The 12,050-nt window shown below is 60.7% G+C and carries 13 protein-coding genes; 10 read left to right on the forward strand and 3 right to left on the reverse strand.

Going from position 1 to position 12,050, the window contains the following annotated elements:
- Nucleotides 1-2: 2 nt before the first annotated feature.
- The 3 genes from WCX18_RS00880 to WCX18_RS00890 are packed head-to-tail and all read right to left on the reverse strand — an operon-like array spanning nucleotide 3 to nucleotide 3,090.
- A complete protein-coding gene (locus WCX18_RS00880) occupies nucleotides 3-755 on the reverse strand; it encodes a hypothetical protein (protein WP_345988768.1) in 753 nt (250 codons plus the stop codon).
- Between the two features lie 2 nt (nucleotides 756-757).
- Nucleotides 758-2,716: a TonB-dependent receptor gene (locus WCX18_RS00885; RefSeq protein ID WP_345988770.1), complete on the reverse strand. Its 1,959-nt coding sequence runs from the start codon at nucleotides 2,714-2,716 to the stop codon at nucleotides 758-760.
- Nucleotides 2,713-3,090 (reverse strand): hypothetical protein, encoded by a 378-nt coding sequence (locus WCX18_RS00890; RefSeq protein ID WP_345988772.1) that lies wholly within the window; start codon nucleotides 3,088-3,090, stop codon nucleotides 2,713-2,715. Before WCX18_RS00890 ends, WCX18_RS00885 begins: the two co-directional genes overlap by 4 nt.
- An 89-nt stretch (nucleotides 3,091-3,179) precedes the next feature.
- Here WCX18_RS00890 and WCX18_RS00895 point away from each other — a divergent pair, with 89 nt between their 5' ends.
- The 10 genes from WCX18_RS00895 (at nucleotide 3,180) to WCX18_RS00940 (ending at nucleotide 12,041) form a co-directional block, all read left to right on the forward strand.
- Nucleotides 3,180-4,511 carry a MotA/TolQ/ExbB proton channel family protein gene (locus tag WCX18_RS00895; RefSeq protein WP_345988774.1) on the forward strand — a complete coding sequence of 444 codons (1,332 nt, stop codon included), beginning with the start codon at nucleotides 3,180-3,182 and terminating at the stop codon, nucleotides 4,509-4,511.
- A 2-nt stretch (nucleotides 4,512-4,513) separates the two neighbouring features.
- Nucleotides 4,514-5,668, forward strand: a complete 1,155-nt coding sequence (locus WCX18_RS00900; protein ID WP_345988776.1) for an OmpA family protein — start codon at nucleotides 4,514-4,516, stop codon at nucleotides 5,666-5,668.
- Nucleotides 5,661-5,807 carry a hypothetical protein gene (locus WCX18_RS00905; RefSeq protein ID WP_345988777.1) on the forward strand — a complete coding sequence of 49 codons (147 nt, stop codon included), beginning with the start codon at nucleotides 5,661-5,663 and terminating at the stop codon, nucleotides 5,805-5,807. The genes WCX18_RS00900 and WCX18_RS00905 overlap by 8 nt, the downstream gene beginning before the upstream one ends.
- A 25-nt stretch (nucleotides 5,808-5,832) precedes the next feature.
- Entirely contained in the window at nucleotides 5,833-7,179 is a 1,347-nt protein-coding gene (locus tag WCX18_RS00910) for an NFACT RNA binding domain-containing protein (RefSeq protein ID WP_345988779.1), read from the forward strand.
- Between the two features lie 42 nt (nucleotides 7,180-7,221).
- The gene (locus WCX18_RS00915; RefSeq protein ID WP_345988781.1) at nucleotides 7,222-7,980 is read left to right on the forward strand and encodes a phosphatidate cytidylyltransferase; all 759 of its coding nucleotides are present in this window, start codon (nucleotides 7,222-7,224) and stop codon (nucleotides 7,978-7,980) included.
- Nucleotide 7,981: 1 nt separating this feature from the next.
- Nucleotides 7,982-9,055: a 1-deoxy-D-xylulose-5-phosphate reductoisomerase gene (gene dxr, locus WCX18_RS00920; RefSeq protein ID WP_345988782.1), complete on the forward strand. Its 1,074-nt coding sequence runs from the start codon at nucleotides 7,982-7,984 to the stop codon at nucleotides 9,053-9,055.
- Entirely contained in the window at nucleotides 9,052-9,591 is a 540-nt protein-coding gene (locus tag WCX18_RS00925; RefSeq protein WP_345988784.1) for an alpha/beta hydrolase, read from the forward strand. Before dxr ends, WCX18_RS00925 begins: the two co-directional genes overlap by 4 nt.
- On the forward strand, nucleotides 9,588-10,565 hold the full coding sequence (gene tsaD / locus WCX18_RS00930; RefSeq protein ID WP_345988786.1) for a tRNA (adenosine(37)-N6)-threonylcarbamoyltransferase complex transferase subunit TsaD: 978 nt from the start codon (nucleotides 9,588-9,590) through the stop codon (nucleotides 10,563-10,565). Before WCX18_RS00925 ends, tsaD begins: the two co-directional genes overlap by 4 nt.
- 96 nt (nucleotides 10,566-10,661) lie before the next feature.
- Entirely contained in the window at nucleotides 10,662-11,165 is a 504-nt protein-coding gene (tpx, locus tag WCX18_RS00935) for a thiol peroxidase (RefSeq protein ID WP_345988788.1), read from the forward strand.
- Between the two features lie 114 nt (nucleotides 11,166-11,279).
- Nucleotides 11,280-12,041, forward strand: a complete 762-nt coding sequence (locus WCX18_RS00940) for a TIGR04219 family outer membrane beta-barrel protein (protein ID WP_345988789.1) — start codon at nucleotides 11,280-11,282, stop codon at nucleotides 12,039-12,041.
- Nucleotides 12,042-12,050: the final 9 nt, after the last annotated feature.

The following is a 12,050-nucleotide window of genomic DNA, read 5'->3' on the forward strand; positions in this document are numbered from 1 at the left end:
GGTTACGCCCCGCTCCCGGCCCGTGACGTAATCTGCGCCACGGTGAGTCCCTGCATGATGCCGTAGGCGACGGTCGCCCCGGCATAGGGTTCCCCTTCGTGAGAAGGGAGGTCTACGTAGAGGGCCCGCGGGCGGAAGTCGAGCTGACCCAGCAGCGACAGCGTTGCCGCCCGCTCTGTTTCCGCGATCCCGCCCACTGTGCAGAGGGTGAGCTTGCGCGGGTCCATCGGCAGGCCGTCGCGGCGCACGACCCGGTTGGCGATCAACAGCGCCGCCGCCATCCTGCTTCCGCCGCCGAGGACGACGGGGAAGCGGCGGCACGCCTCGAGCATGAAGCCCGCGGCGAACATCAAGAAACCGTCCGCCGTGCGGCCAAGCTGTTCGAAGAGTCCCATCCCGGGAAGCGGTTTGAGAAGGGCCGCGGCGTCCGCGGCATCCGGGGAGACGCTTTCGCCAAGGATGACGTAGTCGCCCGCCGGTTTGTAGTAGCGCCCGAACTCGCGCCCCTTTTCAAAGAGTGTTTTCGCATCGAAGGCACCCCCCGGAGCGATGCCGAAGGTCACGGTTTCGTACCTTTCCGGCGCGGACACAAGGCCCAGGTCGAGGATCTTGAGGGTGGCAAAGGGGGTGAGGGCCTCGACTGACAGGGTCAGTGGACCGGGCGTTGGGGTGTCCGGGCCCGCCGCGGCCAGCAGGAGGTCGGCACGCCCCGCAGGCAGCGCACTCTCTTCGTGGTCCTGCAGGGTACGGATCATGCCTAGAACTTCAACGTGGCGCCGACGAGGGCGGTGGTGGTGAAATTGACGGGGTAGATGGCGTCGTCTGCGACCCAGAGGCCGTTGGGATTGTTGAACATGTTGTTGATTTTAGCAAAAAGCGCATAAGAGGCCGTGTCGTAGTTGAGGACGACGTCCGTGCTGTTGAAGGCGCGCTGTTTTTGCGCGAAGCTGTTGCCGAAGTCGTTCATCGCGTAGGCCTGCGAACGGTAGGTGTGCGAGAGGGTAAGGCTGAGCGCGTCCGTCGGCAGGATCGTGAGGGCCGCTTTGAGGGTGTGGGGGCTGACGCCCGGGAGGTCGTTGCCGCCGAAATCCTCGCCGTTCTGGACCTCCTTGTCGATGACCGCCTGCACGTAGTTGTAGTTGAGCGAGAGGCCGAAGCGTTCGGTCACCTTCCACTGTTCGAACAGGTCGACGCCGACCTTGTGGGAACGGTCGATGTTCGTATTGACCGAGGCGATGTACGCGGGGTCGCTGTAGTAGTAGATCTCGTTTTCAAGCGCGGCGTAATAGGCGGAGAGCTTGAACTTGTTCGCCGCTGTTACCGCCGTATAGCCCGCCGTGACGGTGTCGGAGGTCATCGGGTCGATAAAGCCGTTGAAGGTGACGACACCGCTGAAGTCCCGGTTGAAGAAGCGGTCGACGTCGGGGGCCTGGTAGGCGTGGGCGTAGCTGACAAAGAGCGAGCGTTCCGGGCTGAGGCGGAGATTGTAGCCCGCTTCGATGCCGTGAAGCGTCTCGGAGCGATCAAGGGCGTTGCCCGCATCGCGGTAGTCGTAGCGCACGGTTTCATAGCGGTAGCCCGCTTTCAAGGTGTGGTCTCCCGTGCGGTACTGCGCCAGGGCATAGGCTGCCGAATTTTTTTTGGTCGTTTCGCTGGCGATCGCAAAGGCCGTCGCACCGCTGTTGCGGCTGCCGTCGAAGAGGGTACCGCCGAGGGAGAGCTGCAGCCCGCCTTGGGTGTAGTCAAGCGCCAGCGTTGCCGTGCGGTAGTCGTAATTGGCGACGCTGCGGTAGAACCACGCGGGGAGATCGTACACGGATTTTTTCTTCTCGACGGAAGTGTCGAGCGAGACGGAGAGGTCGGCCGTCGGAAAGAGGGTCAGGCCGGCGGTGAAAGCATCGGTGTCGTACTGCTGGTAGGCCGGGGCCGGAAAGGCGCCCGGCTGGGCAGGGTCGTCGTTGAACTCGCTTTGCGTCAAGGTGCTCCCGTAGGCGGCGTCGATGCGGCTTGCCTGCGCACCGAGGCGGAATTCGAACAGTTCGCCAGGGGTCAGGGCAAGGTCGAAGGTGCCGTTGGCCAGCTGCTGCTCGTCACGGTTCTGCGCCGCATCGATATGGCGCGTGCCGGCGGTGTGGTAGGCTTCGCCGGAGGCGGAAACCGTCAGGAAGTCGTCGCTGTGGCCGACCCGGAACGCCGCGTCGTAGGTACCGTAGAGGCCGCCGTAGAAGCTGACTTCCTTGGTATTGTCGTTTCTCGTGACGATGTGGATCGCACCCGCGCTGGCGCCGTCGCCGCCGAGGACGATCCCGCCCCCTTTGACGATCTCGAGGCGTTCGATGTCGGCAGGGGCGATGGAGCTGAGCAGCTGCGGGACCATGTCGACGTTGTTGAGCCGGCGGCCGTTGAGGGTGACGACGATGTTCTGGTAGCCGTTCTCGATGCCGTAGCCGTGCAGGTCGAGGCGCTGGGCCATCGGGTTGCCGTAGGAGGGCAGTGCAAAGAGGGAGGTCTGCAGGGTGATGAACTCGTAGAGTGACCGGGCATGGCTCTTTTCGATCTCCTCGGCGGTGTAGACCTCGACACTGTCTGCGGCATCGAGCTCGGTACTGTGCAGGGGGCTGGAGGTGACGGTCAGCGCTTCGAGGGTGATGCCTTGGGCGTTGAGGGCAGAGCCTGCGAGGGCTGCCACGGCGAGGGAGAGTGCAATTTTTTTCATAGGGTTCCTTTGGGAATGGATAATGGGGTCAGGGGGCAGGGCGCTGCGGGCGGCGACAGGGTCGAACGGGTATAGCGGAAGGGGTTTCGGGCACGTTTCGGGCGGTTGTGGCTGCGCAGGTGTCTGCAGGCAAGGCGGTGAAAGTGGAGGTTGCAGTGGCAGGGGCGGCGCCGGCCGCCGGGAAGCTCCGTTGTGGCGGGTTCCAGTGCCGCCTCGTCCTCTTCGAGGCACGCCTCGTCGTCGCTTTCGTCACTGACCATGCCGTGGTGCGCTAGGGTGCTGTTTTCACGGCGCTGCAGGGTGGTCACGGCACTGTAGGCCTGGATGGCGCTGAGTGTAAAGTAGCGTTTTCCGAACCCTCTTGGTACGCGCATCCGGCCTCCTTGAATGAATAGCGGAAGTATAGCACAGAGGGCGCCCGGAAGGGCCCGGTGTACAGGTTTCTTAGATGATTTAGGATAGTATGACCGAAAAGCATCGGGAGTGGGAAATGGTCATCGAAGAGGATCTCGCGGCGCTGTCCCAGCGCTTTCATCGTCACACGCTCTGCGGCATGCGTCTGCTCTGGCTGATGTCGCTGCCGCTGCTGCTCTGGCTCTTCGCCATGGCGGGGTTTACGGGGCTTGTCAACTTCAACGTCGAACTGCACAGCGTCATTATGATGGGCGCCATCTTCCTGATCTGGCTCTTTTTCGCCCCGCACAACGCCTACTACGCCGCGTGCAAACTCCGCCGCGGTTTCGGCAGCATCCAGCGCGCTCTGGCCGCCTTCATCAACAAGAACCTCCTTGCCGTCGCCGGGGTTGAGAAGGCGGATGCGACGCTGGACGATTTCCTGGCCGAGTCGGCGGGGACGATGCGCAACGAGAACTTCTCCTCCGTGGCCGCCGGGATCTTCCCGACGCTGGGGATCCTGGGGACCTTTATCAGTATCGCTATTTCGATGCCGGACTTCTCGGCCCAGACCTCCGAAGTGCTGGAACAGGAGATCTCGCGGCTGCTCGGCGGGGTGGGAACGGCCTTCTACGTCTCCATCTACGGTATCTTCCTCTCCATCTGGTGGATCTTTTTCGAAAAGAGCGGCATCAGCCGTTTCGAACGGGACGTGGCGGAGCTCCGCGAGGTGACGCGCCCCTTCTTCTGGGAGAAAAAGGAGATCGAACAGACCTACTACCGCAAGAGCCTGGCCCATTTCGAGAAGCTTGACACCCTTTATGACACGATGGCCTCGCGCGATTTCGTCGCGGAGGTGAACCGTACCCTGGAGCAGCGTCTGCACATTTTCGGCCAGATCATCGAGCGGGAGCAGCAGGCGGCGGAAGCGCTCGGGAAGCTGATGGCGCAGAGCGGTTCGCTGTTTGAGCGCACGATGCAGGAGCAGACTGTTTCGGCGGAAGCACTGCAGCGCGTCGGCCTGGGGGTTGAGCGTTTCGCGGCGCAGATGCGCGAAGAGGACGAGCGGATGGAGCAGCGCCGGCAGACCCTCTCAAGGGAGTATCAGCACGGTGTCACCGTTGCGGAGACCCTGGGCGGGGAGATTGCGCGGCTCAGCGAGGCGCTGGCCAACCTCAACGCCGGCAATGTCAAGGAGCTCTACAGCGGGGTACTCTCAAACATCGAGTCTATGAAACAGGAGATCGACCGGGTCGGTGTGCAGTTTGACGAACACATCCGTGGCTTTGACGCGCAGTTTTTGGAGAAACTCCAGCGTACCCTGAAGCTGATCGATTCGGAAACGGCCCAGATCGTCGAGCAGATCGCCCGGTTGAACAAAAGCGACGGGGAGACGCGCTGAGCATGCTGCGGCGACGGGATAACGGGGAGCGGGAGCAGAACTTCTGGATCTCCTATGCCGACCTGATGGCGGGGTTGCTCTTCGTCTTTATCCTGCTGGTGGGGGCGATTGTCGTCAAAACGGTGCTGATGCGTTCCGATCTTTTTGCGATCCGCGCGGACCTGCAGGCGCAGAAAACGGCGCTCGGGCTGAGCGAAAAGGCGCTCTCCGAGAAGAAAAAGCGGCTGCGGGAGATCCAGGCACAGCTGGCGGCCTCCCGGGAGGCGAACGCCCACCTCAGCATGGAGCTGGCCCTGCTGCAGAGCGAAGCGGAGGGGCTGCGCATCTCCGTGGATGATCTGAATGCGACCCTGCACGAGCGAACAACCGCCCTGGCGCTGACCCGCGGGGAGATGGAACAGCTCAAAGCGCTGCTGCTGGAGACGGAGACGCAAAGAGCGTCACTGCAGGGCGAGGCGGAGCGGCTCACTTCGGAACTGGATGCGGCCCAGAAACAGCATGCCGAAGATACGAACCTGATCAAACTGCGCGACGACGAGATGGTAGAGCTGGAGAAAGCGCTGCTGTTGAAAAAACGCGCCTACCAGAAGGTGGTGGAGGATCTCAACCTCACCAGGATCAAGATCAAGAATCTCACGGGGATCAAGGTCAAGGTCGTACAGCACCTCAAGGAGGAGCTGGGCGATTCGATCAGCATCGATCCCAAGAGCGGCTCGTTGCGCTTCGCGTCGAACGTGCTTTTCAACCAGGGGGAGGCGACGCTCAAACCGGAGGCGAAGCAGGAACTTAGCCGGGTGCTGGGGCAGTATATCGACGCCCTGCTCAGCGACAAGCAGATGCGCCGCTATATCGACCGGATCATCATCGAGGGGCATACGAACTCCGACGGCAGCTACCTTTTCAACCTGGAACTCTCCCAGCAGCGGGCCCTGGCGGTGATGACGTTCCTCTATACGCAGTACCCGCAGAACCGGAAGCTTTTCCGGGAGTACCTCAGCGCCAGCGGCCGCAGCTTCACCGAACCGGTGCTGGGGGCAAACGGCAAAGAGGACAAGCAGGCGTCGCGCCGCATCGAGATCAAGTTCCGCATCAAGAACGAGGAGGCGGTGCGGGAGCTGATGAACTACCTCAACGCGCAGGGGGATGGCGGTGCGTGACGAAGAGCTGCTGGTCCGGCCCGAAAAGCTCGAAGCCCTGCGCAAGGAGCTGACGCTGCAGGCGGAACGCCGTGAACGCGCACGCAAAATCCTCACGCCGCCGCGGAAAAAACCGTGGTGGCGACGCCTCTTCTTCTAACGCCCCCTGCGCTATAATGCGCCCTATGAAACTCTCCCACCTGCGCCAGATCGCCGAGTACCTACAAGCCTTCAAACATATCAATGCCATCCACCGCGTGAATGACACGACGATCAAGATCGTCCTGGGGGAGAAGAGCCTCTATGCGAACATGCAGAAGGGGCACAGCTACCTGGCGATGTGCCGTCACGACATCCGGCGCAGCAAGGTCTACCAGGCCCCTTTCGACGTCGTGCTGGCCAAGCGGTTCAACCGCGCCGTCATCACGGACATTTCGCTCTACAACGACGACAAGATCCTCCGCATCGAAGCGGCGCTCAGCGGGGCATACAAGCACTCCAAAACGATCCTGCAGCTCGAATTTACCGGTAAAACGACCAACGCGATCATCCTGGACGAAGATGAGGTCGTCCTCGAAGCGCTGCGCCACATCGACGCCTCTACCTCCTACCGGATCGTGCGCGTCGGCCAGCCCCTGCTGCCGCCGCCGCCTCCGACATTCACGCCGAAAGAGTACCCCATTGCGGACGTGGAAGCCTACCTCTACGAGGTGTGTGACCGGGAACAGGCAGAGCGGCTGGCGGCGCTCAAGCAGCAGAAGGTCGGTCTGCTGTTCAAAAAGCTCCGACGGCTCGAAAAACACCTGGAGGCCCTTGAGGACGAAGCGGCGCTGGAGGTGGAGGCGGCGCGGTTACAGCACCTGGGCAACCTCGCCCTGGCCAACCTTTACAAGATCAAGCCCTACCAAATGCGCCTTACGCTGGATGATTACGACGGTACTACTGTTGAAGTCGACCTTCCAAAGGCCTTCGCCTCGGCCCACCAGGTGAGCGACCACTTCTTCAAGCTGGCGAAGAAGACGAAGCAGAAGGCGGCACATATGCATATCGAGCGTGAGGGGCTGGAGGGGAAAGCCAGCCACTTCGGGCACTTCATCGCGACGGTTGAGGGGGCGGCGACGGTCGAGGAGATCGCCCGCCTTTTCCCGCCGAAACAGACGGGACGCACCAAAGAGAAGAGCGACGATGCCGTCGAGACCTTCTGGATCGAGGGGTACAAGGTGCAGCTGGGCAAGAACGAACGGGGCAATATCGCGCTGCTGCAGCGCGCCCGCGCCCGGGACATCTGGCTGCATCTGCGCGACCGCCCCTCGACCCACGTCATCATCACGACCGACAAACAGAAGGTACCCGAGAGCGTCCTCGAGGCGGCAGCAAAGCTCTGCGTCGACTTCTCGGTGATGAGCCCCGGGCTCTTCGAGGTCGACTACACCCCGAGACGCGAGGTGAAGATCCAGGAGGGGGCAAACGTGCTCTACAACAAGTACGAGACGATCACCGTCTCCAAGCAGCCCACTGTTCCCGGGCCATAGGGGCGTACAGCCTACTTGTTGTATAATCCCTTTAAAAACGGGATGAAAATGGCAGCAACGGAGACGACAAAAAGGGTAGTAACGGGAGCCGCGCTGATCGGGGCGGTTGTCCTGCTGGGCTGGATTGACAACTTCATCCTGATGTGGCTGGTTCTCGGCGGCGTCTACCTGCTTGCCTTCTACGAGGCGGCCAACCTCTACGGCCTGCACCACAACGCCTCTTTCGCCTTTGCGGCGATGCTCTGGCTCCTGGCCGCCGTCTACCCCTACCCGGACGACCTTTTCGTGTTGATGGGCGTCGCCTTCGCCGCCTATGCCGCCTACAAACCCCGTACCGACTGGCGCCTCTTTCTTCCCTTTGCGTACCCGACGGCGGGGATGCTTTTCTTCCTGACCCTCTACAAAGACTACGGCCTGGTGGCGATGGCCTGGTTAATCGTCGTTGTCGCCGCAGCCGATATCGGGGCCTACGTGGTCGGCAAAAGCATCGGGAAGACGAAGTTTTCCGAAACGAGTCCGAACAAGACGCTCGAAGGCGTCATCGGCGGGATCGTCATCGCTACCGTTGCCGGTGTTTTCGTGGGGCTGCGCGTCGTGAATCTTGAGGTGGCTATAGCCGTGTCGCTGGCGACGGCGGTCAGTGCCGTGTTCGGCGACCTTTACGAGAGCTACCTCAAGCGCAAAGCCGGCGTCAAGGACAGCGGTAACGTCCTGCCGGGCCACGGCGGGGTGCTCGACCGCATCGACGGCTACCTTTTCGGTGCTGTTGTCATGGTAATTCTGCTGCGGGGCCTCGTGTAAGGTGATCATTCTCGGTTCGACCGGTTCCATCGGTGTCAACGCCCTGGCGATCGCGGAACGCTTTTCGCTCAACGTCGAGGCCCTCGTTGCCGGCAACAGCATCGACCGGCTCAACCAGCAGATCGAAAAGCACCGTCCCAACTGGGTCGTCATCGCGAATGAAGCGGATATCCCCAGGGTCAATCACCCCAACGTTCTGAGCGGCGAGGAGGCGATCCTGCGTGTGATCGAGGAGGCGGATTCCGAATTCGTCGTCAACGCCCTGGTGGGCTTCCTGGGGCTCCGCCCGACCCTCAAGGCGCTGGAGCGGGGCAAGAAGGTCGCCCTGGCGAACAAGGAGTCCCTCGTGGCGGCGGGCGCCTTTATCGATACCTCCCGCATCCACCCTATCGACAGCGAACACTTCGGACTCTGGTACCTCCTCAACGACAGCCGCCCGGTCAAGAAGATGACCATCACCGCCAGCGGCGGGGCATTTCGCGACTGGCCGCTGGAGAAGCTCGCCACGGCGACGCTGGAAGACGCCCTCAAGCACCCCAACTGGTCCATGGGGCAGAAGATCACGATCGACAGCGCCTCGATGATGAACAAGCTCTTCGAACTGCTCGAAGCGCGCTGGCTCTTCGGGGAGCTCGACTACGACGCCATCATTGAGACCCGTTCGCTCATCCACGCCTTTGTCGACTTCGCCGACGGTTCGACGACGGCGCACATCGCCGGGGCCAACATGCAGCTTCCGATCGCCTACGCGCTGATGGGCAAGGTCGAAGAGCAGATCCTGGAGCCCGTGGACCTGCTCAAGGTGGGCGGCCTGGAGTTCCGCGAGATCACGAAGGAGCGCTACCCGGTCTGGGAGATCAAGGAGGCGCTGCTGCGTGAGCCGCAGCGTGGCGCGGTCGTCAATGCCGCCAACGAGGCGGCCATCGCGCAGTTCATCGCCGGGAATATCGGTTTCCTCGATATCTCCCGTCGGGTCGTCGATGCCTTCGAGCACTTCGACCGGGTGCCGGGGAGCGTCGAGGAGGTTTTCGCCATCGACGAAGAGGTGCGCGCCTATGTGGGAGCAATGTCATGAGCAAAAAGGTCCTTCTGCTGCACGGCTGGGGCGGCAGCGACTTCCCGCACTGGCAGAGCTGGCTGGCCGGGGAGCTGGCCAAGGATTACGGCACGGTCTGCTTCCCGCTGCTCGACCATCCCCACTTCCCCTCCAAAAACCGCTGGGTGCGTCAGGTGAAAGCACTGCTGGAGGAGTTCAGACCCGACGTCGTCATCTGCCACTCCCTGGCGAACACCCTCTGGTTTCATCTCTGCCACGAGGGGGAGATCGCACCGGTAGCAAACCTCTTCCTCATCGCCCCGCCGCGGCTTGACTGCGAGATCGAGACGATCAAGAGTTTCTTCCCTGTGACACCTCCTGCAAACCTCTTTGCCGAGAATGTGCAGCTTGTGACGTCGACGACAGACCCCTATATGACGCCGGAGGAGGCGCAGGCACTGCAGGCGGCGCTCGACGTGCCGATGACGGTGCTGGAAGCAGCCGGGCACATTAACGCCGACAGCGGCTACGGCGAATGGCCGTGGATCCTTGAACAGGTAAGGGGCCTAGGGTGATTCTTTCCATTGAAAGCAGCTGCGACGACAGTTCTATCGCGATTACCGAGATAGCGACCAAGAAACTCGTCTACCATAAGAAGATTTCCCAGGAGCTGGAGCACTCCGTTTACGGCGGGGTCGTGCCGGAGCTGGCTTCAAGGCTGCATGCCGAGGCGCTGCCGAAGATTCTGGAGGAGTGTAAAGGGTGGTTCGGGCAGCTCAAGGCCGTCGCCGTCACGAACGCGCCCGGTCTATCGGTGACGCTGGTCGAAGGGGTGACGATGGCGAAGGCGCTCAGCCTGACGCTGAAGATCCCGCTCATCGGCGTCAACCACCTCAAGGGGCATATCTATTCGCTTTTCATCGGGAAAGAGACGCAGTTCCCGCTGACGGTGCTGCTCGTCTCCGGCGGCCATACCCAGGTGATCGAGGTGGAGAACCTGGCGCGGATGGAAACGGTGATGCGGACGATGGACGACAGCTTCGGGGAGAGCTTCGACAAGGTCGCGAAGATGATGGGGCTGGGCTACCCCGGCGGGCCGGTCATCGAGAAACTGGCGCTGGGAGGTGACCGGGAGCGCTACCCCTTCCCCATCCCGCTGCAAAAACGCGGGGAGATGGCGTTCAGCTACTCGGGGCTCAAAAACGCCGTCCGTCTGGCCGTAGAGGAGGGCAGCGAAGCGGATTACCCCGACATCGCCGCCTCGTTCGAGCACATCGCGACCGAGCATCTTTTTAGAAAGTTACGAAAATATTTCAAAACCCGTCCGCCCAAACGCTTTGCCATTGTCGGGGGTGCCAGCGCCAACCGCTACCTGCGCGGACGCATCGAGGAGCTGCTGTCACCTTACGGCGCCGAACTGCTGTTGGCGGAACTGCAGTACTGCTCGGACAATGCGGCGATGATCGGGCGGATCGCCGTCGACCTTTACGAAGCAGGGGCATTTACCTCCATCGCAGAGCTCCACAGCGCACCCAAATCTGATTTTTAAACTCAACTTAAGAGTTCCCAGGTTGGGGTCTATTAAGACAAAAGTTATCCGAATTATGTAAAACTCCTGCATCTCAAAAAAAACAGGAGCCCTAACATGGCAACTACAATGCTCAAAGGTAACACAGTTAACCTCGCAGGTAACGAAGTAAACGTTGGTGATAAAGCACCGGAAGTTACAGTCGTAAACTCTAACGGTCTGGCAGACAAAGTTGTCGGCGGCGCGTCCGGCAAAAAACAACTGATCGTTGTTGTCCCGTCCCTCGATACTCCGGTATGTGCAACAGAAACTCGTAACTTCAACAAGAAGGCATCTGAACTCGGTGATGTTGACCTCACTATCGTTTCTATGGACCTTCCGTTCGCAGGCGGCCGCTTCTGTTCTACAGAAGGTATCGAAAACCTGACAGTCGCTTCCGACTTCCGTAACAAAGATTTCGCGAACGCTTACGGTGTTCTGATCGCTGACGGCCCGCTGGCTGGTGTTACTTGCCGTGCTATCTTTGCAGTAGACGCTGAAGGTACGATCACTTACAAAGAGATCGTTCCGGAAATTACTGAAGAGCCGAACTACGACTCTGCACTCGCAGCCGTTAAATAATCGCTTTTCCGCCCCCTCGGGGGTACCCCTCCCCCTTATTTTTTCTCCTATCTTTTTTCTTGTTACCCCATTCTGTGTTATAGTCCGCACTCATAATACTGGAGGTTAAAAAATATGAAAAAATGGTTTAAATTCGTTGCTTTACTGGCGCTCTCTGCCGTACCGGTTTTGTCGGATGTATTGAGAGTGGAAGCGGGCGGCGGCGTCTGGATGCAGACGCCGAAGGGCACCATTGCCTATCAGACATCGACGGATTCGGGCAGCAGTACGAACCGTGAGGATCAGACCCAGCGCGGTTACGCCTGGCTCTATGTCAAACACCCCGTACCGGTCCTGCCCAACATTCGGCTGGAGTACTGTAACATCAGTACGGACGGTGATGTAACGGTCACACTGGGCTCGCTGATCCCCGTGACGACGTCTAGCACGAGCAGCTTCGACACAAACGAATACGATGCCGTCCTCTACTATAATCTTCTGGACAACACGTTCTGGACGACCCTGGATCTCGGTGTGGATGTCAAAGCGCTCGATTACCGGTTTGACGTCGCCCCGACAAATGACCTGATCGCCTACGGCGGCTACAGCAAAAGCGGCACCTTCGTACTGCCGCTCGTCTATGCGAGGGCACGGGTGGAAATCCCCGGGACAGGGCTCGGGATCGAAGGGCTTGGCAGCTACATCTCCTATCAGAAGTCGCATGTGTATGACGCCCGCATCAAGGCCGACTGGACGATGACGTTCGTGCCGGGTATCCAGCCGGGTGTCGAGGTGGGGTACCGTATCCAGAAGATCACGATCAACGTTGACGACAAGGCAATCGACGGCGATATCGACTTCAGCGGGCTCTACGTTGGCGCATTCCTGCGTTTCTGATATACTCTG

This window comes from Sulfurimonas sp. HSL1-2 (assembly GCF_039645565.1).
GTDB lineage: Bacteria > Campylobacterota > Campylobacteria > Campylobacterales > Sulfurimonadaceae > Thiomicrolovo > Thiomicrolovo zhangzhouensis.

Bases quoted from the DNA above. Each gene is read 5' to 3' on its own strand.
- WCX18_RS00880 (WP_345988768.1), bottom strand. From the start codon at position 755: ATGATCCGTACCCTGCAGGACCACGAAGAGAGTGCGCTGCCTGCGGGG.
- WCX18_RS00910 (WP_345988779.1), top strand. From the start codon at position 5,833: ATGAAACTCTCCCACCTGCGCCAGATCGCCGAGTACCTACAAGCCTTC.
- WCX18_RS00895 (WP_345988774.1), top strand. From the start codon at position 3,180: ATGACCGAAAAGCATCGGGAGTGGGAAATGGTCATCGAAGAGGATCTC.
- WCX18_RS00915 (WP_345988781.1), top strand. From the start codon at position 7,222: ATGAAAATGGCAGCAACGGAGACGACAAAAAGGGTAGTAACGGGAGCC.
- WCX18_RS00885 (WP_345988770.1), bottom strand. From the start codon at position 2,716: ATGAAAAAAATTGCACTCTCCCTCGCCGTGGCAGCCCTCGCAGGCTCT.
- WCX18_RS00925 (WP_345988784.1), top strand. From the start codon at position 9,052: ATGAGCAAAAAGGTCCTTCTGCTGCACGGCTGGGGCGGCAGCGACTTC.
- WCX18_RS00890 (WP_345988772.1), bottom strand. From the start codon at position 3,090: ATGCGCGTACCAAGAGGGTTCGGAAAACGCTACTTTACACTCAGCGCC.
- tpx (WP_345988788.1), top strand. From the start codon at position 10,662: ATGGCAACTACAATGCTCAAAGGTAACACAGTTAACCTCGCAGGTAAC.
- WCX18_RS00900 (WP_345988776.1), top strand. From the start codon at position 4,514: ATGCTGCGGCGACGGGATAACGGGGAGCGGGAGCAGAACTTCTGGATC.
- WCX18_RS00940 (WP_345988789.1), top strand. From the start codon at position 11,280: ATGAAAAAATGGTTTAAATTCGTTGCTTTACTGGCGCTCTCTGCCGTA.